19 protein-coding genes are annotated in these 22,356 nt (G+C 47.5%); 15 read left to right on the top strand and 4 right to left on the bottom strand.

The genetic code is table 11. From position 1 onward, the window contains the following. Positions 1-722: 722 nt before the first annotated feature. Both ACO6VG_RS11880 and ACO6VG_RS11875 read left to right on the top strand, forming a co-directional pair. Positions 723-1,457, top strand: coding sequence for an FAD-binding oxidoreductase (locus ACO6VG_RS11880; protein WP_422132469.1), 735 nt, complete (start codon positions 723-725; stop codon positions 1,455-1,457). Positions 1,458-1,656: 199 nt separating this feature from the next. Then, entirely contained in the window at positions 1,657-3,327 is a 1,671-nt protein-coding gene (locus tag ACO6VG_RS11875; protein WP_422474059.1) for an alpha/beta fold hydrolase, read from the top strand. Between the two features lie 58 nt (positions 3,328-3,385). On the opposite strand, the gene ACO6VG_RS11870 is transcribed toward ACO6VG_RS11875, so the two are convergent. After that, entirely contained in the window at positions 3,386-4,639 is a 1,254-nt protein-coding gene (locus ACO6VG_RS11870; protein WP_422137166.1) for a bifunctional DedA family/phosphatase PAP2 family protein, read from the bottom strand. 153 nt (positions 4,640-4,792) lie between these two features. Between ACO6VG_RS11870 and trmH the strand changes: the two genes are divergently transcribed. After that, positions 4,793-5,476: a tRNA (guanosine(18)-2'-O)-methyltransferase TrmH gene (trmH, locus tag ACO6VG_RS11865; protein WP_422132466.1), complete on the top strand. Its 684-nt coding sequence runs from the start codon at positions 4,793-4,795 to the stop codon at positions 5,474-5,476. 156 nt (positions 5,477-5,632) lie between these two features. After that, positions 5,633-6,742, top strand: coding sequence for a polysaccharide deacetylase family protein (locus ACO6VG_RS11860; protein WP_422474057.1), 1,110 nt, complete (start codon positions 5,633-5,635; stop codon positions 6,740-6,742). 202 nt (positions 6,743-6,944) lie between these two features. Here the strand turns inward: ACO6VG_RS11860 and ACO6VG_RS11855 are convergent, their stop codons facing one another. Next, on the bottom strand, positions 6,945-7,757 hold the full coding sequence (locus ACO6VG_RS11855; protein ID WP_422137165.1) for a hypothetical protein: 813 nt from the start codon (positions 7,755-7,757) through the stop codon (positions 6,945-6,947). A gap of 458 nt (positions 7,758-8,215) precedes the next feature. Between ACO6VG_RS11855 and ACO6VG_RS11850 the strand changes: the two genes are divergently transcribed. From ACO6VG_RS11850 to ACO6VG_RS11825, 6 genes are all read left to right on the top strand, one after another. After that, positions 8,216-8,788 carry a hypothetical protein gene (locus ACO6VG_RS11850; RefSeq protein ID WP_422474055.1) on the top strand — a complete coding sequence of 191 codons (573 nt, stop codon included), beginning with the start codon at positions 8,216-8,218 and terminating at the stop codon, positions 8,786-8,788. A gap of 374 nt (positions 8,789-9,162) precedes the next feature. After that, the gene (locus ACO6VG_RS11845) at positions 9,163-9,534 is read left to right on the top strand and encodes a c-type cytochrome (RefSeq protein ID WP_422132462.1); all 372 of its coding nucleotides are present in this window, start codon (positions 9,163-9,165) and stop codon (positions 9,532-9,534) included. Between the two features lie 125 nt (positions 9,535-9,659). After that, entirely contained in the window at positions 9,660-10,202 is a 543-nt protein-coding gene (locus tag ACO6VG_RS11840; protein ID WP_422132461.1) for a hypothetical protein, read from the top strand. 215 nt (positions 10,203-10,417) lie between these two features. Beyond that, positions 10,418-10,723 (top strand): hypothetical protein, encoded by a 306-nt coding sequence (locus ACO6VG_RS11835; RefSeq protein WP_422132460.1) that lies wholly within the window; start codon positions 10,418-10,420, stop codon positions 10,721-10,723. A 50-nt stretch (positions 10,724-10,773) separates the two neighbouring features. Next, entirely contained in the window at positions 10,774-11,706 is a 933-nt protein-coding gene (locus ACO6VG_RS11830) for a hypothetical protein (protein ID WP_422132459.1), read from the top strand. 264 nt (positions 11,707-11,970) lie between these two features. Continuing rightward, the gene (locus ACO6VG_RS11825) at positions 11,971-12,831 is read left to right on the top strand and encodes a hypothetical protein (protein WP_422474053.1); all 861 of its coding nucleotides are present in this window, start codon (positions 11,971-11,973) and stop codon (positions 12,829-12,831) included. Here ACO6VG_RS11825 and ACO6VG_RS11820 read toward each other — a convergent pair. After that, on the bottom strand, positions 12,828-13,379 hold the full coding sequence (locus tag ACO6VG_RS11820) for a flavin prenyltransferase UbiX (protein ID WP_422137072.1): 552 nt from the start codon (positions 13,377-13,379) through the stop codon (positions 12,828-12,830). The two genes, ACO6VG_RS11825 and ACO6VG_RS11820, sit on opposite strands and share 4 nt — an antisense overlap. 67 nt (positions 13,380-13,446) lie before the next feature. Next, complete coding sequence (mpl, locus tag ACO6VG_RS11815) at positions 13,447-14,814, bottom strand: UDP-N-acetylmuramate:L-alanyl-gamma-D-glutamyl-meso-diaminopimelate ligase (RefSeq protein ID WP_422132457.1); 1,368 nt, start codon at positions 14,812-14,814, stop codon at positions 13,447-13,449. Positions 14,815-15,065: 251 nt separating this feature from the next. Here mpl and ACO6VG_RS11810 point away from each other — a divergent pair, with 251 nt between their 5' ends. From ACO6VG_RS11810 to ACO6VG_RS11790, 5 genes are all read left to right on the top strand, one after another. Further along, positions 15,066-16,331, top strand: a complete 1,266-nt coding sequence (locus tag ACO6VG_RS11810) for a 6-phosphofructokinase (protein WP_422474051.1) — start codon at positions 15,066-15,068, stop codon at positions 16,329-16,331. Positions 16,332-16,474: 143 nt separating this feature from the next. Beyond that, positions 16,475-17,875: a hypothetical protein gene (locus ACO6VG_RS11805; RefSeq protein ID WP_422474049.1), complete on the top strand. Its 1,401-nt coding sequence runs from the start codon at positions 16,475-16,477 to the stop codon at positions 17,873-17,875. A 282-nt stretch (positions 17,876-18,157) separates the two neighbouring features. After that, positions 18,158-19,411, top strand: coding sequence for a hypothetical protein (locus tag ACO6VG_RS11800; protein WP_422474047.1), 1,254 nt, complete (start codon positions 18,158-18,160; stop codon positions 19,409-19,411). A 133-nt stretch (positions 19,412-19,544) separates the two neighbouring features. Further along, complete coding sequence (locus ACO6VG_RS11795) at positions 19,545-20,900, top strand: hypothetical protein (protein ID WP_422474045.1); 1,356 nt, start codon at positions 19,545-19,547, stop codon at positions 20,898-20,900. 246 nt (positions 20,901-21,146) lie between these two features. Further along, positions 21,147-22,274, top strand: a complete 1,128-nt coding sequence (locus ACO6VG_RS11790) for a hypothetical protein (protein ID WP_422474043.1) — start codon at positions 21,147-21,149, stop codon at positions 22,272-22,274. The last annotated feature ends 82 nt before the right edge of the window (positions 22,275-22,356 follow it).

The following is a 22,356-nucleotide window of genomic DNA, read 5'->3' as shown; positions in this document are numbered from 1 at the left end:
GTATATCTGGCATACCCTGACCCGTTACAGGCTTTTTAATGACCGGCGGGGTGGGATAATTTCCTGTCGACAATACGGGGGGCGTCCTGAAACAAAAATTAAATTGATCGCCCGATTGACTATCAAGGATGACATAAAGCTGATTGTTCGCCAATTCAGAAACTGTTTTAGCGTTCTCGTCAACCGCCTTGCGATCATAAGTAAGAAGGAGGGGCGGTTTGTTATCTCTAAACGATAGTTTATTAATCTCCCCCGATGTGTCAGTGACTTTGGAGAAGCTTCCCCAATCCGACCAGCTCAACAGGCTGGTATAAAAAGCACAGTGACCAGAAAGCGGCAAAATGACAGACAAGATGAACAAAAAAAACAGGCGAACCATAGTCAGAGGCCCTGCATTTTTCATGATCGGATTTTCCTGAAGATTTGTGATTGATAAGGCATAAAAGTAGACCTTAAATTTGAAAATTTTTTATTTATTTCTGAAGCTCTGATGTGTGATGAGGCTAATCTGTATTTGCCTCGTGGAGAGGTGAACCCTGTTGAAAAGTCACTCTCAGGGCATTAACCTTGACGAGGGTACTCCCTTTTGCGCCGGGAAAGAGTTTGAACCTTATGAAGCTGTTTCTTCAAGAAACAAAAACTTTCATTTGATATTAAAACATTAATGGAAATCCCCGAGACAGATTAATGAGTTTCTATTTAATACGCTCAAGGAGTTCGAAATGCCACGCCCACTCTATCCAGCAACCCTGACAGCCAAACACCAGCTCAGTCAGAACTCCGTACAACTGGACTTCAGGTTAGAGGCCGGTTTTGACTATCAGCCCGGACAATTTGTGCAGTTGCACTTCTCCTTCCAGGGACAGGACTACAAAAGAAGTTACAGCATTGCCAATTCACCCGAGTCTTTCCAAAACTCTCAACAGCTTGAGATAGCCATTAGCTTTGTTAAAGGGGGGGTTGCCTCTTCTCTGTTCAGTGAAGCAGAAGCGGGTCTGGAACTGTCCATCGGCGGGCCTTTCGGTGTGCTCACCGTACCGAAACAACACGACGGACGCATCATACTGGCAGGTACCGGAACAGGTCTTGCACCTTACCGGGCCATGGTACCTGAACTGAAAAAACTGGCCAGTGAAGGTACTCGGATTCTTGTTTTGATGGGTGTAAGAGACAGGGCCGATATGATTTACGAGCAGGATTTTCGTGACCTTGCTGCTTTATCCGAATCCATAGAATACAGGGCCTGTTATAGCAGGGAAAAGTCACTGAACTCCTCCGCCAACGAATACCCTGGTTACCTTCAGAATCAGTTTCCACAACTGAATCTTTCACCCGAAAAAGACCTGGTTTACCTGTGTGGCAACCCTGCCATGATTGACGATGCTTCCGCAGAACTGAAAGAGCTGGGCTTTGGACCAAGGCAGGTCAAGCGGGAAAAGTATGTCTTTTCCAGTTAATCCTTCTTGCGACTGAAACCATAGGCGCCCATTGCAGTTTTTAGATAGCACCAATAAGTTAATACACACCCACTTAAAACCTGTGTATGATGAGTTACACCCCGTTGAAACGAAACGGTAATCGTCGAGATTCAATTGCGGGTGAAAAAAATATAAAAACAACAAAAAACAATATAAAAATAATAAAAAAGGTAACTCCATGTCGAAACGGCTACTCAAGCTGCTGGTTCTTCACCTGGCATTGTCTCTCCTCCCTCTCCATTCCTTCGCATCCATACAGCCACTGTTTCAGTTCGCTGCCGGATTGCTGAACAATGGACAGTTTCCAGAGTCTGATCGCTATACAACCGATGATGATATTGTCATTCTGACCAATGATGGCGTAGAACTGACCGCTAATATCTTTGTGCCCACCCAACTCACCGGGTCTGCACCCGCTGTCGTTTTTATTAACAGTTGGGGGATGAATGAGTACCAGTACCTGCAACAGGCTGCAGCTCTGGCTGAACGAGGATATGTTGTTCTTAGCTATTCTACCCGGGGCTTTGGTGAGTCTACCGGACAAATTGACACGGCTGGTCCTAAAGACATTGCCGACTACAGTCAGGTCATTGACTTTCTACTGAATAACTACCCTGTAAACCCCAATGCGGTTGGTACTGCGGGTATCTCTTATGGCTCAGGAATCAGCCTGATCGGAGCTGCTCAGGATGAACGGGTCAAAGCCGTTGCCGCCATGAGCAGCTGGGGAAGCTTGCTGGACGCACTCTACGGCAATCAAACCCCCAGACTGGCCTGGGGAGAATTACTGATTTTGTTATCTGACCTCCAAGGCAGTCCCGATCCGATCATTGCTGAAAACTGGAACATCATTAAAAACCAGAAGCTGGATCAGTTACCTGCCGTTATCGAGTGGGCAGATGAAAGGTCTCCGATCAGCTACGTCGAGCAACTGAATCAGAATAATACTGCCGTCTATTTTGCCAAAGCTTATGGCGATAACCTTTTCCAGGCAAACTCTCTGCTTGAGATGTACAGTCAGCTGAGTACCCCCAAATATATAGATCTGCTGACCGGAACCCATGCAACGGCAGAGCTGTTGCCTCCGCTGTTGGGCATTGGTGAAGACAGAATCTGGAACAATGTCTACCAATGGTTCGACATTCACCTGAAGGGTGAAAGTAACGAACTGAGTCAGGCCAGTCCGTTTCAGATGAAAGTAAAGTTCCAGGACCGGTATGAAGGGTTCGACGGTTTTCCAATAAAAGAAGCTGCAGAGCAGAAGTACTATCTTCATCCAAGGTCTGCATTTGATAACGGCGATTTGGAAACCTTTCCCTATGAACCACCGTTCTGGATGTCAAAAGACAACACTATCAACTCCTGGACGGGTAGTTTATTCAGTACCCAGATTCCTGTTCTTTCACAACTTCTGGAACAGCTTGAAGTCCCGGTCGTCACTAACATTTACGCCGCATCCGATTTCAGAGGCATTTATTTCAACACCGATAAGCTGCAGAACGTCATGAAAATAAGGGGTAATCCGACCGTTAACCTTGTCGTACAACCACACTATGACAAGGCACAACTGGTGGGCTATCTCTATGACATGGACAGTTTGGGTAATGCAAGATTGATCACCCACGGTGTATCAACCTTGCCTCAGGCCGAACCCGGACAAAAAATTGAAATGTCCTTCGAGCTGGTCACCACAGCTTACGATGTACCGGAAGGGCACCGGGTTGTGTTGGCTATAGATACTAAGGACCCTCAGTATAAGAGACCTACAAGCGACAATTACTTTATTGATTTCGAGTTCAGTCGCCAGAAGCAATCAACATTCACGATTCCAACCCTTCAGGCAAACTGAGCCTACACAGTTTCTTCTTCTGAACATCACCGCCCGGAACCATTCCGGGCGGTTTCTATCAGGATATTCGGGGCTTGGGGATTTTCTCGTTAAAGTAAACTCTCTCTGCAGTCACCGCCACACTGAACCAGATACTTCCTAACAGCAAACCTGCCAGAACATCTCCAAACCAGTGGGCTTCAAGCACAAGTCTCGAGAGTGCCACCATCAGGGCAATCATCATGGCACAACTGTAGGCACTGAACTTAACAACGCCTCTCTTGGCGGCCACCAGGTATAAGGTCACCAGCAGCCAGACAAAGGTAGCCTGAGTGGTATGCCCGGAAGGGAAAGAAAACTGATCCAGACCATCAAAGTCAGCTGGTCTGGGTTTATCAATCCCCCATTTCATCAACCAGAGAGTTGCCTCCATACCCGCCAGGCAAGTCGACATAATCAACAATTTTTTATAGCGCCTGCACCAGAGAAAGTAGACAGCAAACAACACCAGGGGTAACCAGAGAATAAGGGCACTTCCCAGCCAGGTCACCAGACCGGACAGGTACTCAACTATCGGTACAGAAATACTGGCAATAAACGAGTGCATTCTGGGATTGTGGTCATCAAACTGACCACTGACGTCCATCACTGTCAGAAGTAACAGGCTGATATGCGCTATCACAATGAAGCTGACCGGTAACAGCAGCATCAACTTTTTCCTGTAGAACCTGCGATCCAGAATCAGCCCCAGATAAGCAATCAACAACGAAACAACGGTCAAACCGGTTAAAAGATAGTAAAAGGATTGCGGCACATCCAGCTTCAGGGCAGCACCGGTCAGATAGCCCGGCATGGTGTAGGCTATCGCCCAGGGCGCCGTGGAGAGCAGGTTGATAATATAAAAACGCAGGGGAGGCATATCCATCATCCCGGCAACGGCTGGAATCACCGGACGGATAGGGCCTATAAAACGCCCCAGGGCAACACTGAAGCCACCGTACCGTTCAAAAAAGCGTTCGCCTTTTTCCAGCCAACCGGGATGCCTTGAAAATGGCCAGCAGTTGCGAATTCGACCATGTAAATGATAACCCACCTGAAAGCTGACACCATCTCCCAGGGCCGCGCCCACAAAAGCCCAGGCCAACATGGGTAAGGGTTCCATCAACCCACTGCCAGCCAGAGCCCCAAGAGCAAACAGCAGTGCAACACCAGGAATGAGAAAACCGATGGCCACCAGCGACTCCACAAAAGCAGCCAATGCTATAATCGGGCCCAGCCAGTACCCGTGATGTTGAAGCCATTCATGCACTGCAACAAAGCTATCCGATTCCACAAAAAGCCTCTTTCAGAGTCATCATTTTTGGCCAGAAGCCAGTGTTCTCCTGCAAAGCAAGAAGGCTTATAACCCTGGGTGAATTCATTGATGTAAAATACTCCTATCATACCTACGAGAAATGCCACGCAATACAATATTGAGAGCAGAGCCATGACACCGGAACGTTACAAGAAATTTAAACACCTTCTGGATCGACGCCAGCCCGACCTGACGGTAATCACCGATCAGGTTCATAAACCCCATAACCTTTCAGCTATTATCCGAACCTGCGATGCAGTAGGCATTCCCGATATTCATCTCAGCCAGCCAAAGATGGGCTATCGAAATTTCCGCGGCAGGACTGTTGGCAGCCACAAATATGTCAATGTTCATCATCACAGCAGTGTAGAGGAAGGTATATCACAACTGAAAGCCAGCGGCTTTAAAGTTTATGCTGCGCATTTTTCCAACACTGCAATCCCCTATTCAGAAGTTGATTACACTTCACCTGTAGCCGTAATGATGGGCGCTGAGAAAAAAGGGATCAGCACCGAGGCAGCAGAGCTTGCTGACCAGCACATTATTATTCCCATGCAAGGTATTGTGGCTTCTTTCAACGTCTCGGTAGCAGCAGCGGTCATCCTGGTTGAAGCTCAAAGACAGCGTCTGTTAAAGGGAATGTATGATAAACCAAGCCTGCCTCCCGAGATCTACCCCCCAACCCTGTTTCGCTGGGGATACCCCGAACTGGCTCGGTATTGTGACCAGCGGGGGCTGAAATACCCGCAAATGGATGACAACGGGCAGCTTATAGACCCATCTTCCTGGTATGCCCAGGTCCGGACTGATACCTGAGTCCTATGGCAGTTTCTGCTCATTGAAGCCAGTCCCTTGTCATGAGCTGACATTGCTTGCCAAACATACCGTAAATGTCTTAGTTTCAAACATTGAAACTCTTCATAAGCAGTCCTTGTACTCATTACTCACTCTTACTTTAAAAACAGAGGCTACATGATCCCCCATATAGTATCCCGCATCAGGCAACTCAACCGCACTGCCTCTTTGCCCTTGAGAGGATTACTGGCTGCAGCTGCATTCATACCTTCACTGGCTATGGCAGCAGATAGCGCGGTTTTCCTGCAATATCATCATGTCAGTGACAAGACCCCGGCTATCACCAGTATTACGCCAGAGATGTTCAGGCAACATCTGGATTACCTGGATAAGAATGACTTTAACGTAGCGCCCATAGAGGCCATCACCAAAGCCATACAAAGTGGCGACTCGGTGCCTGATAAAACGGTAGTGATCACTTTCGATGATGCTTATAAGAACATCTACGAAAATGCTTTCCCAATGCTCAAAGAAAAGGGCTGGCCCTTTACCATTTTTGTCAGCACTCAGCCAGTAGACAGTGGCTTTGGCAACTTCCTGACCTGGCAGCAGATTCAGGAGATGACCCGCTCAGGCGCGACCATCGCCAACCACACCCTCAACCACCCTCATATGCCGGAAAAGCAACCCGGAGAATCCAATCAGGCCTGGCTCGAGCGTTCCAGAAAAGAGATCACCGAAACCGAACAACGCATCAGGAAAGAAACCGGTCAGAATGTGAAAATGCTGGCCTGGCCTTTCGGTGAGACAGCCCCGGAACTGAGAAAGATGATCAAAGAGATGGGCTATATTGGATTTGGACAGCAGTCTGGTGCCGTTGGCCCATTATCAGACTTTACCCGTCTGCCCCGCTTCCCTATGTCCGGAAGTTATTCCGATATGAGTGGTTTCAGAACCAAAGTTAACAGCAGACCCCTGCCAGTGATGCAGCAGGAACCCGATACCGCCATCATCGATCCAAAAAACCTGACACCCTCTTTAACCCTTACTCTGGCCGATGGCAGCTATCAGAAACAGCAACTCAATTGTTATGTCTCCGGACAGGGCAAAGTTGAAGTGAAATGGTTCGATAAAGAGAAAACCCGATTCACAACTCAGGCAAAATCGCCACTGCCAGTTGGTCGCAGTCGCTATAACTGCACGGCCCCTTCGATGGATGGACGTCATTATTACTGGTTTTCTCACCAATGGCTTCGCCTTACGGAAGATGGAAAAGCCATTGATTAGAGTCACCTGACCAGGGCTTGCTGTCTTTTGACAGAGAGTGATACAAACGCTTAATCCGTTTCAGCCACTCTGATTTAACTGAATGGCTGAAACAGGATTAAATGAATATTAAAGTGAGTCTCTTGGCAATAGCAGTCTTTGAGGTGTTTTTTCTAAAAACTCGTAATGTACTCTATATTTCATCATTCAAAGAAATGAATGACTAGTTTATATAGGATAGTGTGAGAAACTCTGAAACAAGTGTTTTTTGAAGCTTACACTGGCGAATAATCTCTTGAATTTCTTTTTGCTTACCACTAATTATTTCACATAAGATACTCATCACAATTCTTGAAATATCAGATGTCGAGCTTATACAAGAAACAATTAAAAGTCGCATATCCTGGGAAATTTTACATCCATTGAAAAGACATATTGCATCGTAAAGATCCAAATTTTTAATAAGCTCCAGCCAAGACGGAGCTAATAGAATTGTACCTTCTGTGTCGTAAGTTGTTGAGTCAACAACCCCTCCCTCAATAAAAAACACAACTCCATCTTTCCTTTGACCTGCAATAGACCACTGTTCTCCTACCCATGATTTAATTTCACAATCATAAAGTACTACAGACTGAACAAGTTTTACTTCAAATTTATCAATTGGAGAATATGAAAGCAAACCAGGCAATGGTACCCCCTTTATAGTAAAACTTTGGTCATCGAGGCGAATTATATCTTCCTGCAAACAATTTTTTAACCCATTGACCCAGATTGTTTCTGAAACAAAAGAAAAATCAATATGGCTAACTTTATCGGCCACATCATTAGTTACCAGCACTATAGCTCTTTCCATACCCTCTACATCTTGAATTGCCTCAATAAGGTTTACTTCTTCTGGACAGCTTAAATAGTTTAAAATAATTAAAAGCGGCACGTCATATTTGAAAACATCTTTTAAGTTAATTGCTACAGCACCTTGCACGTTTAAAAGAAAAGTAGCTATTACCGCAACCAATATTTTTTCAATTAAGTTCATAGCATGACACTTATACAAATATCTTAATTTTAAGACTGCCCAGACTATCACATGTCATATTCTCAATAATATCTATATGAGGCCTTACATTGATCCTCATTCCACTGGTAATGGTTCAGGTAAATAATCTGTGCATTCCCGGTAGTATCAAAGCAGCTATTTTATTCAGCACCTAACTCTTCAAAAGTTTTCAAAAATTTCCATTTTGAGGCCACAGGTATAGCAGATTAGGTATGACACATCTCCTTATTTAAAAATTATTTACATTTCATTCGTAAAAGGAGTGGCACCCATGGAGAAGTGGCGAATAAGCAAAAAAAGCTGGAACCCATGATTGCCAACCTGTTGACGATTTTTGGAGGTCGCTCAGCCTGCGGTGCAGCAGCTGAAACCAGCATTATGCTTTCCCAGAAATTTCAACTATACATACTGCAGAACCACCACTCGGTTGGACGACAATGATGAAGATCATAAGGTGTTTGTTGGTTTTAATAGCTACATGTTCCGTAGAGCTTCATGCTGACCTACTATCTGAAACGAAAAAAGTATTGGATTTTTTTGATCGGGGCATGGAGAAAACTCTTCCATCAAACTCAGAGGAGTTTGGAAAACATGAAGACTTAAAAAGTTCTTCAGAGCTTAGCATTACTCTTGATGAACTCAGGGCATGTTTTTCAGTGCTTCACTCTAAACTGGAAGTTTCTGCAACATCTGCCAAAGACGTGTTTGTGCAGAATCTTCAAAAATCAATGAGCCAAGTCTTCCATAAGCATATACCTCAGGAGTTTGCTACAAAGGCGGCAGAGTTCGGTACAACCACTCTGCATGGTGTAAGCTTGAGTGATTTCCTGCGTCCGTATGAATCAATGGGGGTAGGAGATTTGAAAGCAAGAACCAAATTTTTACTGGAACAAATATTAAGTACTTTTCTCAATAACCAAGGTTTTCATGACTTTTACAAGTCTATTGGAATCGACACCAATTTCTATGAAACCATAGTCTTGTTACAGTCTATTTCATCTGAAAAGTAATTTATCCACCTTAACAACAAACATAACAATTGATCAGGTTCGTTCCGAGGCGTCGCCCTGCGATGCGCAGCTGAAGCAGGCGATAGCCGTACAAAACAAGATCAAAATCACTCAGAAATTTTGGTGTAGATTCTCATTCCTTTGTGTAATGCAAAAAATCGACATTTAATACTCCTCCTTTTTAAAGTTTTGTGAATTAGACAAAAATGTAAGTTCATTGTTTAATGTTTTGTCATACAGATTCACATTCTTGTCATTAATACTAACGTCATCGCAAGGCACGGCTAAACCGGGTAGCCGGAGGTCTCTAACCTTCAACACACACCGCCTCAGCTAGGAGCCTGACCCATTAGAGAGGTATCTTGGGGAACATTATGAACATTAAGCCCTGGCTGCCCATCAGCCTCTTCTCTGCGGTCCTGCTGGCCGGATGCGACCTGTCCGGGCACAAAAGCTCTGAATTTCGTCCGGTTGAAATGACTCCGAGACTGGAAGCTGCGAAAAATAAGGCCCTGGTTCTGTGTTCCGGATGCCATGGCCCCGACGGCATAGGCACTGCTGACATTAATCCTAATCTGGCCTGTCAGAAGAAAGTCTATATGGTGAAGCAGCTGAATGATTATCGGAATGGACTGCGAGGCAACCATATCCCCATGGTCAATATCGCCAGGATGCTGACCGGGGAAGAGATAGACGCCATCAGTGAATGGTACTCACTGCAAAGGTGTCCCATTGATACTTTTTAGGGAGCCTCTGAGAGCCTGATGTTAGCCACACTGACCGAACCGTCAGTGACCTCTCTTTTCACCCCATGTCATACTGCCTGTCGTGAAAAAACCAACCCGCTCATGGATTATCAAGGAGGTATGCCATGGCTTACGGAACAGAAGCAACGCATTCAACGCCAGTGTTTCAGGATCATAAGATCATTAATGGGACGCATGATCAGCTGGCGATAGACACTGCTAATACTCTGGTTAGAGCTGGAGGTAGAGCTCTTGAGCAATTGGGCGCCAGAGCCAAAAGAACCTTTATGGGGCTGTCTGTGGACAGTATCAAAGTACCGACCTTTATAAAGGACAAGATCAAATCCATTGGAACGTCCAGAGCCTGGAAAAGCATCAAGCAGTATTGTGTACGCATCAATGAAGCCTGGGGAACCTTCGCCCGATGGGGAATGGGTGGTGCATTGGCGGGAGGCTTCCTCTTTGGATCAACGGTAGGTGCTGCTTTCAGCATGGGCCTGGGTGGTGCGGTCGGGCTTTATTACGCCACCAGCACCTGGTCAAACGTTGCCAGACAACAGGAACAGACCAACCAGGATGCCGCCAAACTGCAAAGGTATCAAGATCTGTATGGAGATATTAAACCTGATGAGCCTTATAAGCTGACAGCAGAAAATTTTCATAATTAAGTATCAATAAACTGCTTTTGGTATAGCGTGGCATTTTGCCAATGCCACGCTTTGTGCTTCAAGAGTGAGGTCTCAAAAGGCAATCATGAGGTTTTTCCCCATTGACTTTCAAAACCATAAATTCAATTACCCGATCTATAAGAACCCGCTTTACTTTGACCGAATTCAACCGATCTACACTGAAGATAGGAAAACACACAAGCTGAGGAAGTCCCATGAATGATGATACCGTCAAAAAACTGGCCCTGATGATTGCTGCTAACTGTACCCGCAACTCTGTTCTGGAGGAGGCTGAAAAAACCAGGGCTATCTCAGAAGAACAGATGACACAGTTTAATCATCAGATGTCCAACCGCATCTATACCTTTCTGACCTACCTTCTTAATAAACCGGCAGAAGAATACTCGATCATGATTGCAGAACTCTCAAAAAACTACCCTGAAGCCTGGGCGCTCCCCGATCTGGATCAGAGCCTGATTAATGCGGTAGCGAAATCTTCTTTGCCATCTTTACCACATTGAATCAAAAACTGATCTATGCTGAGGTGTTTTAACCGGGTCCATCAATGGTCATGAACTTCAGCTCCTATCAACGCTATAAGCTCCAGCTATCAGGGCTTTTACTGACGCTCTTCCTGACAGCCAAGACTCTGGCTGCTGATCCTGCATTAAGCCAGCAGCAACTTGATACACTGTCAGCACTGCTCTCTGAAACGGGCACTCCTCACAAGAAAGATTTTAACTCCATGGTCGAAGCAACTCAGCAGTGGCGGAGAAAACCCGGCCAGGAGCGCTGGGAAGTGGCAGACCTGAATTTTTCTGCCAAACAGAAAAAAAAGGTGAGGAAGTATCTGGCAGCCCTGGGCTTAATCAATCAACAGAAACCCAATAAGAAACAGTTTGATTACGCTCTGGTGCTAGGTGCAACAGCACCACGGATGAAAAGTCGTTTTCAGCATCTGGTCACACTCTGGAAGGAAGGCGTTCGCTTCGACCGGATCATTTTTTTATCCGGAGAGCGCCCCATTCACGACGACATCGACATGACAGAATTACTGGTTTCTGACGTGATTGGTAAAGAGGCTTCCAGGGATAAAAAACAAAAGGCACGCCCTGCAACAGAAAAAGAAGCCGCCAGGATGGTCTATATGTCCACTGAAATGCCTGATGACATGCAAAATATTCCTGTTGAACTCTTCTCATCGAGCCGAACCTGGCTGGTCGATCGATGGCAACGGGGCAACACAAGAGACAGTTTCAAAAGCTGGGTAAAGAGCAACCCCAAACCCGGCTCTGCCCTGATCGTATCAAACCAGCCGCATCTTCTTTATCAGCAAGAGGTCATCCGGCAGGAATTACCCCAAGGCTTCATCACCGAGGGAACGGCCCAGCAAGCAGATCCTGACAGTCAAATCATCATGATCCTCGATGCTTTGGCCCTCTGGCTTCACAACCTGCAGATCAGAATCGCTCAGAAAGCAGGCCAGGAGGCTGACAGGCAATAGTCTAAATCACTCTTCTGCCCGGCCGAAAAATTCTATTACGGCTTTAGTAAGTACCTGGCCAGTTGGTTTTGCATATTCTGGCGAGTGGATTTTTTCATCCTTCAAGGCGCAACGACGGGCGCGTAGCCATAGCTACGCAACCAGAGTTGGAACGCAGAAGGATGGAAAAAGCCGCCGTCCAGAATATGCGAAACCAACTGGTTAGGTACTTAATGTTTTAACACCTGCCTTTTCCCATTCTGACTGATTCCATGGAAGGACTCTATGCACCGACATGCCCCCGCCTCTGACAGCTCGATTCTGGACCACAGCACAGTCATTAACCCTCTGAAACTGTCGGGCTTAGCCACTTTAATGGACGAAGTCGGTATCTCTCACACAAACTCCCTCGACTCTCTGATCATTGCTTCTCAACAGTGGCGCAGACAACCCGGTCAGGAGCGCTGGGAGATGAAGGATCTGCCCCTGACACCGGACCAACATCTGGCGGTTATGGGTCACCTTAAGGCGCTCAACTTCGTTCAGGAGTTACTCCCATCCTCTACAAACTATGAGTACTCCTTAGTCCTGGGGGCAACGGTTCCCGGAATGGAGCGAAGACTTAACCACCTCGCCAAACTCTGGCAGGAGGGTGTCCGGTTTAACAAAATTGTTTTTCTGGTAGGACAACGTCCACTGAAAGAGGGTATCGATAATATTGACAGTCTTGTTGCCAACAGTATTGGTGAACAGGCCCGGGGAAAGGGCGCCAGAACTGCCCGCCCCATCACAGAGACAGAAGGTGCCATGCAACTGTTTGCCACCATGAAACTTCCCGGGGAGATGAAAAAGCTGCCGACAGAGTTTGTTGACTCTCCCAGAGTCTGGAAACAGAATCACTGGCAGAGAGCCAACACGCGGGACACCCTGATTCAGTGGATGAAAGCAGCACCGACTCCCGGCAGAACACTGGTAATTTCTGACCAACCCCATGCCCACTATCAACTGGAAGTGGTGAAACAGGAGCTTCCTGACGCTTTCCAGCCTGAAGTAACCGCTCAGACTGCGGATGAAGGGACCCGGATAATACTTTATCTGGACGCACTGGCTCTCTGGCTTCACAACCTGCAGTCGCGAATTAACTAATTAACGTACGACTGCCCCCACCCGGGCATCAGTGTCTGCTCGATGTCCAGCTGGCTTAATATCCTGGCCACCACAAAGTCCACCAGATCTTCCATGGTTTCAGGTTTGTTATAAAATCCGGGTGAGGCAGGCAAAATCACTGCCCCCATTCGGGTCAACTTGAGCATATTCTCAAGGTGAATCTCCGAATATGGTGCTTCTCTGGGCACCAGAACCAGCTTTCTGCGCTCTTTTAAAGCCACATCCGCAGCTCTCTCAATCAGATTATTACTGGCTCCATAGGTTATAGACGACAATGTGCCCGAACTGCAGGGACAGACGACCATCTTACTGGCAGCACCACTGCCAGAGGCAACGGGCGACATCCATTCTTCATGGCCTAATAGTTTGATCTGCCCGGCTCTGGCTTTGCAGTAATCAATCAAGACAGCCTCTGCTTCCCGGTCGCCGTCAGGCAGATGAAGAGACGTTTCCGTTTCAATCACCACTTTTGCGGCTCTTGAAATCATGCAAAAAATCTCTGCCCCCGAAGCGACAAGACACTGCATCAACCTGAGTCCATACTGGGCCCCGGAAGCCCCGGTAATAGCAAGAGTAATTCTCTCAGCCAATGTATTAACCTTTTTCTGACGCTGCCGCGTTATTAAGTTTCACCAGCAGACGCTGATGAATTCCCTCAAAGCCACCATTACTCATAATGACCAGATGATCACCCTTCTCAGAAGTTTCAATCAGGTAATCGATGATCTCTTCAGTAGACGACATTACACGGGTAGGAACGGGGCTTTTGTCAATAAACTCACCCTGTAACCACTCAATATTTGTGGGCTGAAACCAGATGACTTCAGACGCATTCCTGACACAACCCGACAAAGCATCACCATGAACGCCCATTTTCATGGTATTGGAGCGCGGCTCGATAACAGCCCGAATACGGTCATTCTGATGTCGGGCACGTAAGCCATTCAAAGTGGTTTCAATCGCCGTCGGATGATGGGCGAAGTCATCATACACTTTGATGCCACCTATATCAGCCAGCAATTCCATTCTGCGTTTGACCCCCTTGAAGAGGCTGAGTGCTTCACAAGCCAGAGCAGGCAACACCCCGACGTGCCGGGCAGCGGCTATAGCCGCCAGGCCGTTGGCAACGTTGTGATCACCCGTATGCGACCAGTTGACCTGGCCAACCACCTTGCCCTGATAGATGACATCAAAACCACTGCCATCCGTTGCAGTCAGGTGGGTCGTCCACTCAACTCCCAACTGCTCCTGTTCCGACCAGCACCCCATCGCCAGAACCTGGTTCAGGGCTTCGCAGTTCGCCGGAGATATAATTCGGCCATCACCCGGTATTGTTCTGACCAGATGGTGAAACTGCTTCTGGATAGCGGCAAGATTTTCGAAGATATCCGCGTGATCAAATTCAAGATTATTCAGTATGGCTGTACGGGGATGGTAGTGAACAAACTTAGAACGTTTATCGAAGAAGGCGGTATCGTACTCATCCGCTTCGACCACAAAAAACGGAGTCTTCCCCATTCTAGCCGAAATACCAAAGTTAGCCGGGATGCCACCAATCAGAAAACCCGGCGACATGCCTGCATATTCCAGAATCCACGCCAACATGCTGCCGGTTGTGGTTTTGCCATGAGTACCAGCGGCGGCCATCACCCATTTGTCTTTCAGAATGTGCTCGGCAAAAAACTGGGGACCCGAGGTATAAGCAAGTCCCTTGTTCAGGACGTGCTCTACAATCGGGTTCCCCCGGCTCATGGCATTCCCTATCACGACCAGATCAGGCTCATGGTCAAGATGTTCGATATGATAGCCCTGCATCAGCTGAATACCTTCAGCTTCCAGCTGTGTGCTCATGGGCGGATAGACATGTTCATCGGAACCACTGACCCTGATGCCAATATCCCTGGCCAGAAGGGCGAGGCTTCCCATAAATGTGCCGCAGATTCCCAGAATATGTATGCGCATACCATCCTTACTCATCGTCAGTCGCTGGCGGCTCTTCAAGGGCCGCAAACGGTTCTGAAAACATATGGCCAATGCGAAGTCGTTCTGGCCGTGGATTTAAGACTCTTTCCTTACCTTTTTACAGAAAAAATTCCGCTAAATAAACGGACAAACAGGCTTGTTTTAAGTATTATGCGGATCGAAACCCGCTAAACCATAGAACAACAGAAACATTCAAAGCCAAGATTACTATTCAGCGAGAGCCACTCAGGATGTCAATCAAACATGCATTTTATGCACAGTCAGGGGGCGTAACAGCAGTTATCAATGCCAGTGCCTGCGCCGTTATCGAGACCGCACGTCGCTATCCGGACCAAATTGGTAAGGTCTATGCGGGTTATAACGGTATTCTGGGAGCGCTCAGAGAAGAACTGATTGACACCAGTCAGGAATCCCATGAAACCATCGGAGCACTTCACCGAACCCCCGGAGGCGCATTTGGATCATGCCGTTACAAGCTCAAATCCTTCGAAGAGAGTGAAGCAGAATACCGCCGACTGATCGAAGTGTTTCAGACACACAATATCGGCTACTTCTTCTACAACGGCGGTAACGATTCCATGGATACGGCGCTGAAGGTGTCTCAGCTCAGTGAAAAAATGGGCTACCCCATCACCTGCATTGGTATTCCCAAAACCATCGATAATGATCTGGCGGTAACCGACAACTGCCCCGGGTTTGGTTCAGCCGCCAAATACCTTGCCGTTTCCACCAAAGAGGCCAGCCACGATATTGCCTCCATGTGCGATACCTCTACGAAGGTGTTTGTCATGGAAGTGATGGGCCGCCATGCCGGCTGGCTGGCAGCGGCCGCCGGACTGGCAGCCCGTCAGAATGGAGATCCTCCTCATATTATTGTGTTCCCGGAAACGCCCCTGAATAAAGAAAAGTTTCTGGCCAAGGTCAAGAAAACCGTGGATGAAGAAGGTTACTGTGTCATTGTCGCCTCTGAAGGCGCCAAATACGCCGATGGCACTTTTGTATCTGCTTCAACCACGGTCATCGACTCTTTTGGTCATCAGCAGCTCGGTGGTGTGGCACCGGCACTGTGCACCATGATCAAGCGGGAACACGGCTTCAAATACCACTATGCGGTGGCAGACTACCTGCAGCGTTCAGCCAGACATATTGCCTCCAGAGTGGATGTTGAACAGGCTTATGCCGTGGGTAAAGCAGCAGTTGAACTGGCGGTCACTGGCAAAAATGCCGTAATGCCCTGTATCACCCGTGAGTCCAATGCGCCCTATCGCTGGTCTATCGGTGAAGTGCAGTTGGAAGAAGTGGCCAACTTCGAAAAGAAAATGCCCATGGAGTTCATTGATGAGGAAGGCTTTGGCATTACTCCGGTCTGCCGGGAATACCTTGAGCCGCTGATTGAAGGTGAAGAATACCCGCCTTATCTCAATGGTCTGCCAAGATTCGCCAAGCTGAGAAAAGTGATGGTTGAGAAAAAACTCAACAACACTTTTGATAGCTGAATCGAACACGCCCGGACAGGAAATCATGCTATGTAGTGACCTCTTCCGGGCGTGCTTTATTAAAAAAACACTCTTACTTTCCTGATCTAAACTCAGTCTCGCAAGATTACTTGCAGAAACTTTAAATCAGGATGTAAGAATAAATGTTCAAACACTCACTCCTTGCGGCACTGCTGTTGTTGCTGTCGTCATCTGTCACCTGCCAGGCTCAATGGTTGACAGAGCGTTATATTGTCGAGCTGCAACAAAATGTGGATTCTTCTGAAAAAATCTTTTCTATCAAGCGGCATGACCGGCATACATTGCCGGATAACCCTTCAATCACTGGCAAAACAAACAGCTATGCATTATTAGACTCCCCGACAAATAACCTGGCATTCGGACCCGACGGTTACTGGCTAAAAAAGACCATTATTGAGTCGATTTCCTGGAATTTGCTTTTCGCTACTCATCTGCTGGTTGCCTTCGAACTGATCCTGACCACTCATGACACTTCTCCAGACGCCAAAACCTATTCTCAACTACCCCTTGCATTTATCGCTGTCGGCTCTCTTTTAAGCAGCTATTGGATCAGCGACTTACCGATGTTTAACCCGATAGGACAACCAGAGGCGAGTAAGGACCACCCGTTTGCAATCAACACTATGATGCTCAGCCCCGAAGATAATTCTCAACAAGGCCAGCTATCAACAGCATCCACCCAGCAAGCCTCAGGAACAACCATACGACTGAGAGGCACTATCACCAGCCACCCGCATTCTGACTCTGGCGAAGGTAACGGAGACCCTGAACAACAGCAACACACTTTCGATCTAAACTGTCACGCAGATAACTGTAATGGCGTTTGTAAATTCAGAAAATCAGAAGCAACAACGGAACAAGGCTCAGGGCTCGATGGGGAATTCGATCCACAAAGCCCTCCCTCAGAAGCCGTTGGGTTCTCACTTTCGCTTGCCCAGTCGCCGTCAACCTCCATAGCTGAGACTCCAGAAACACAGCCAATAAAAACAGAATCGAGGGAGTTATCATATTTGCGTCAGACCCGACACGCGACTCTTGCCCAAATAGCCACTGCAAGAGACCCGGAGGTTTTCCGAAACGGGTACATTTACCTACTCTGTGAAGAGGCAGTTTGTGGCGAACGCGTGAAAAGCCCGAATGGCACGCTGCAACCATGCGGGATGATCTGCGGGAGTCGTCAAGCCCTGGTGGATCACTTTGACAAGTTTCACAACGGCTGGGAAAAACAGCAGGGAGCCGGAACGGGTCTGAAGGACAATCTATCGAAGTTTTGGCAAAGGTTCTGTGCTGCGTTGAGTCGGAGCCAACCCACCCCTGAAGCCCCATCGGGTAACCAAAACAGACACGACCTGCTAGTCTGTGGCATTGAGGTTGAGGGCCCGGGGTGGCCGTGGTGCACGCGGCTTTGCATGAATCCTCAGCGTCTGATGCAGCACAGAATGATGTATCATGGTCGTAGGCCTGCCAGTATGAACCAGCATAACCCAGCCTCAGAAAAGCAAAAAGAAGTCAGTAGCGATTAAATCTGACGCTCGCCTTTTGCTCTCAACTCGTTCCCACGCTTTGCCCTCGTTCTCACGCTTTCAGGCCCTGTGGGTCAAAGCGTGGGAATGCATAAGCCCCTTCAGTAAAAGACAATAATCGTTTTGATAGGTACACAAAGCTACCCATCCACCACCGAATGGCTCGTGATTACCCTCTTCGGCCTCGCCAAAGGATACCGCAGCGCTTCAAAGAATTTTCCTGGGCTACACTTGGCCTCGCAAGATTGATTGCAGAATATTTAAATCAGGATGCAAGAATAAATGATCAAACACCCACTCCCCGCAGTGCTGCTGTTGCTGCTATCATTACCGGTCACCTGCCAGGCTCAAATGCTGACAAAACGTTATATTGTCGAGCTGCGACAGAATACAGGTTCTCCAGACAAAAGCTTTCCTATCCAACAGCATTATCCACATACATTGCCTGACGACCCTACAATCATTGCCAAAACAAACGACTATGCAGAGTCAAATTACCCGGCAAATAACATACCATTTGGACCCGACGGTTACGGGCTAAAAACAACCATTATTGAGTCGATTTCGTGGCATGTGCTTTATGCTACCCGTCTGCTGGTTGCCTTTGAACTTACCCTGACGACCAAAGACGTCTATATAAATTCCAACACCTATTCATGGCTAGCGTTTATCGTTGTCGAATCACTTTTAAACAGCTATTGGAATCCCGATTCACCCATGTTTGGCACCATTGGACAACAAGAATTGAGTCAGGATTATCCGTTTGCGATCAACACCATGACGCCCAGCCCCGGAGATAACCCACAACAAGGCCAGCCACCAGCATCATCCGGACAGCAGGCCACAGCAGTAACAACCACCCAACTGACAGGCTCTCCCACCAGCTCTCTGGATTCCGGCGCTGGCGATGGTAACGGAGACCCTGAACAACACCAGCATACTTACGGTTTAAATTGTTTCGTCGATTCCTGTAATGGTGTTTGTCGATTTCGACCACCATCCGATAGCAGTGAGCGAGCTAAAGCAGATGAGGAGTGTCCTATATGCTATGAAAAGTTTAGCAACACAATGATTACTCCCTGTTGTTCGCAGAAAATTGATAACCACTGTTTAAAAAGGACGTTTCAGAATGCTCCACGACGGTCAATGAAAACCTGCCCACTTTGCAGAGCAGACATGAATTTGTTAGCACAATCACCGGATTTTGCAGTAAGCGAAGAGGGACAGCAGGACCGACCAAATCCTTATAACGAACCCTGGGGTTTTCGTTTGGCCCCTTTCGTTTTCACCGGGAGAGCAGACAGTCTGACATGTGACAATGTCATAATCGGCCAGGATCGCCAGCCACGGCCATGCGGGAGGCACTGCAGGAATAGAAGAGCCTTGGCAGCACACGTAACACAGTACCACTCTGGGCAACAAACCTGTGAACTGACCGTGATCGGCGAGAATGGCCAGCAAAGGCCATGCAGCAGGATCTTCCGGAATGCCAGAACCCTGAGTTTTCACAAGATGATGCACCACCGACGGCAATGAACCTGTGACATGACCACGCCCCGGGGGCTCAGCAGCCAGCGATAGAGTTTTTTTAACAAATGGTCTTTATTAGAAAACACACCTGTTTTTCTGGTCTACACTTCTTCGCTTTAAATCAAAATGTAAGAAAAAAGTGATTGTAAAACCAATTTTTACGGCCCTGCTGTTACTCTTGTTATTATCTGTCACCTGCCGGGCTCAAGCATTAACAGAACGTTATATTGTCGAGCTTCAACAAAATACAGACTCTCCAGACAAAAGCTTTTCTATCCAACAGCACTACCCGCATACATTGCCGAAAAACCCTTCAATCATTACCAAAATAAACAACTATGAAGGATCAGATTCCCCGGCAAATAACATACCACCCGGACCCCGCAGATACGGACTACATACGGCCATCATTGAGTCGATTTCGTGGCATGTGCTCTACGCTACCCATGCACTGGTTGCCTACGATCTGACCCTTACGACCAAAGACGTCTATATAAATTCCAACACCTATTCATGGCTACCATTTATCGTTGTCGGCTCGCTGTTAAGCAGCTATTGGAATCCCGATTCCCCCATGTTTAATCGGATTGGACAACATGAATTGAGTCAGGATTATCCGTTTGTAATCACCACCATGGCGCCCAGCCCCGGAGATAACCCACAACAAAGCCAGCTATCCGCATCATCCGGTCAGCAGGCATCAGGAACAACCACCCAATTAACAAGTTCTTTCACCAGCCCTCTGGATTCAGGTTATGGCAACGGTAACGGAGACCCTGAACAACATCGACATACTTACGGTTTGGATTGTTACGTCGATTCCTGTAATGGCGTTTGTCGATTCCGATCACCATCCGATAGCCAAGAGCTGGCTGAAGCAGGTGAGAATTGCCCTATATGCTTTGATAAATTTAGCAATGCAATGGTCACTCCCTGTTGTTCGCAGAAAATTGACACATACTGTTTGCGAAGGGTGTTTCTGACCGCTCCTCGATGGACCACGAAAACCTGCCCATTTTGCAGAGCAGACATGGATTTTTTAGCACGATCGCCGGATTTAGCATTAAGCGCAGAGACACAGCAAGGCCCACCAGGTCGTTATAACGAACCCCGGGGCCGTTTCCCACGAACAGCCTTTTTCGCTCTCTCTGAGAGAGTATTCGGGCCAAGAACCTGTAACGAGGCCTTAATCGGCGAGGATGGCCAGCAACGGCGATGCGGGAAGGTCTGCAAGAATATCCGAGCCCTGTTAGAGCACAAAAGCAAACACCACAGCAAGCCACAAACCTGTAATCTGACCGTGATGTCGCGGCCATGCTTGAAGGTATGCAAAAATGTCCAAGCTCTGGCATACCACAAAGTCAAGTGCCACAGCAGACAGAAAACCCGTGACGTAACCGATGTCGGGAAGGATGGACAGCAACGTCCACGCGGGAAGGTCTGCAGAAATACCAGAGCCCCGGTGGAACACAAAAGAGAACATCGAAATCGCTAGCCTGATCAACGCGTTCCCTCGCTTTTAGGCCTTTTGGGTCACAGCGTGGGAATGCACTGGCCCTTTCACTAAAAGACATTAATCGTCTAAAAAGATGCACGAAGCCAACCATCTATCACAGAATGGCTCGTAATTTCACCCTCCGGGATCGCCAAAGAATATCGCATTGCTTCAGTGAATTTTTCTGGTCTACACTTGGTCTCGCAAAATTACTTGCAGAACATTTAAACCAGGATGTAAGAATAAATGACCAAACAGTCAATCTATGTACCACTGCTGTTACTGCTGTCTTTGTCTGCCACCTGCCATGCTCAACGATCGACACAACATTTTGTTGTCGAACTTGAACAGAATACAGATTTCCCTGAAACCCAGAGCTTCTCTATCACGCAGCATGACCTGCGCACATTGCCGAACAACCCTTCAAGCATTGCCAAAACAAACAACTTTATGGGGTCAGATTCCCAGTCACCCGGACCCGGCAGTGAAGGGCTAAAAACAGGCATTAGTGAGTCGATTTCGTGGCATCTGCTCTACGCTACCCATTTGCTGGTTGCCTGCAAACTGACCCTGACTACCAAAGACGCCCATCTAAACTCCAACATTTATTCATGGCTACCGTTTATTGTTGCCGACTCGTTGTTAAACACCTATTGGAGCCCGGATTCACCCATGTTTGGTACGATCGGACAACAAGAATTGAGCCAGTATTATCCGTTTGTGATCAATACAATGATGCTTAGCCCCGAAGATAACCCACAACAAAGCCAGCCATCAGAATCATCCGGTCAGCAGGTCTCAGGAACAACCACCCAACTTACAGGTTCTTTCACCAGCTCACTGGACTCAGGCTCTGGCGAAGGTAACGGAAACCCTGAACAACACCAGCACACTTACGGTTTGGATTGTTACGTCGATTCCTGTAATGGCGTCTGTCGATTCCGACCACCATCCGATAGCCAAGAGCTGGCTGAAGCAGGTGAGAACTGCCCTATATGTTTTGATAAATTTAACAATGCAATGGTTACTCCCTGTTGTTCACAGAAAATTGACACACACTGTTTACGAAGGGTGTTTCTGAACGCTCCGCGACGGTCAATGAAAACCTGCCCACTTTGCAGAGCAGATATGAATTTATTAGCACAATCACCTGATTTTGCAGTAAACGAAGAGGCACAACAGAACTTACCAGGTACTCATAACGAGCCCCGGGATTTCCGTTCGTTGCCTTTCGTTTTCACAAGGAGAACAGACAATCTGACATGTCTCATACCCTTTGTCGACGAGGATGGCCTGCTGCGGTCATGCCAGAGAACCTGCTTAAATAGACGAGCCTTGGCAGAGCACAAACGCCGCTGCCACAGAGGGCGATGAGTCTGTGAGGTCTAAATCAGCGAATATGGCCAATAGCGTCGATGTGGAAAGGTCTTCAAGACTGCCAATCCCTGAGTTTTCA

The organism is Endozoicomonas sp. ALB032 (assembly GCF_049310125.1).
In the GTDB taxonomy this organism is placed as follows: domain Bacteria; phylum Pseudomonadota; class Gammaproteobacteria; order Pseudomonadales; family Endozoicomonadaceae; genus Endozoicomonas_A.
The sequence above is the reverse complement of the archived record's forward strand: the minus strand, read 5'-3'. Positions and strand labels throughout refer to the sequence as shown.

Bases quoted from the DNA above. Each gene is read 5' to 3' on its own strand.
- ACO6VG_RS11880 (WP_422132469.1), top strand. From the start codon at position 723: ATGCCACGCCCACTCTATCCAGCAACCCTGACAGCCAAACACCAGCTC.
- ACO6VG_RS11875 (WP_422474059.1), top strand. From the start codon at position 1,657: ATGTCGAAACGGCTACTCAAGCTGCTGGTTCTTCACCTGGCATTGTCT.
- trmH (WP_422132466.1), top strand. From the start codon at position 4,793: ATGACACCGGAACGTTACAAGAAATTTAAACACCTTCTGGATCGACGC.
- ACO6VG_RS11860 (WP_422474057.1), top strand. From the start codon at position 5,633: ATGATCCCCCATATAGTATCCCGCATCAGGCAACTCAACCGCACTGCC.
- ACO6VG_RS11855 (WP_422137165.1), bottom strand. From the start codon at position 7,757: ATGAACTTAATTGAAAAAATATTGGTTGCGGTAATAGCTACTTTTCTT.
- ACO6VG_RS11850 (WP_422474055.1), top strand. From the start codon at position 8,216: ATGATGAAGATCATAAGGTGTTTGTTGGTTTTAATAGCTACATGTTCC.
- ACO6VG_RS11845 (WP_422132462.1), top strand. From the start codon at position 9,163: ATGAACATTAAGCCCTGGCTGCCCATCAGCCTCTTCTCTGCGGTCCTG.
- ACO6VG_RS11840 (WP_422132461.1), top strand. From the start codon at position 9,660: ATGGCTTACGGAACAGAAGCAACGCATTCAACGCCAGTGTTTCAGGAT.
- ACO6VG_RS11835 (WP_422132460.1), top strand. From the start codon at position 10,418: ATGAATGATGATACCGTCAAAAAACTGGCCCTGATGATTGCTGCTAAC.
- ACO6VG_RS11830 (WP_422132459.1), top strand. From the start codon at position 10,774: ATGAACTTCAGCTCCTATCAACGCTATAAGCTCCAGCTATCAGGGCTT.
- ACO6VG_RS11825 (WP_422474053.1), top strand. From the start codon at position 11,971: ATGCACCGACATGCCCCCGCCTCTGACAGCTCGATTCTGGACCACAGC.
- ACO6VG_RS11820 (WP_422137072.1), bottom strand. From the start codon at position 13,379: ATGCAGTGTCTTGTCGCTTCGGGGGCAGAGATTTTTTGCATGATTTCA.
- mpl (WP_422132457.1), bottom strand. From the start codon at position 14,814: ATGCGCATACATATTCTGGGAATCTGCGGCACATTTATGGGAAGCCTC.
- ACO6VG_RS11810 (WP_422474051.1), top strand. From the start codon at position 15,066: ATGTCAATCAAACATGCATTTTATGCACAGTCAGGGGGCGTAACAGCA.
- ACO6VG_RS11805 (WP_422474049.1), top strand. From the start codon at position 16,475: ATGTTCAAACACTCACTCCTTGCGGCACTGCTGTTGTTGCTGTCGTCA.
- ACO6VG_RS11800 (WP_422474047.1), top strand. From the start codon at position 18,158: ATGATCAAACACCCACTCCCCGCAGTGCTGCTGTTGCTGCTATCATTA.
- ACO6VG_RS11790 (WP_422474043.1), top strand. From the start codon at position 21,147: ATGACCAAACAGTCAATCTATGTACCACTGCTGTTACTGCTGTCTTTG.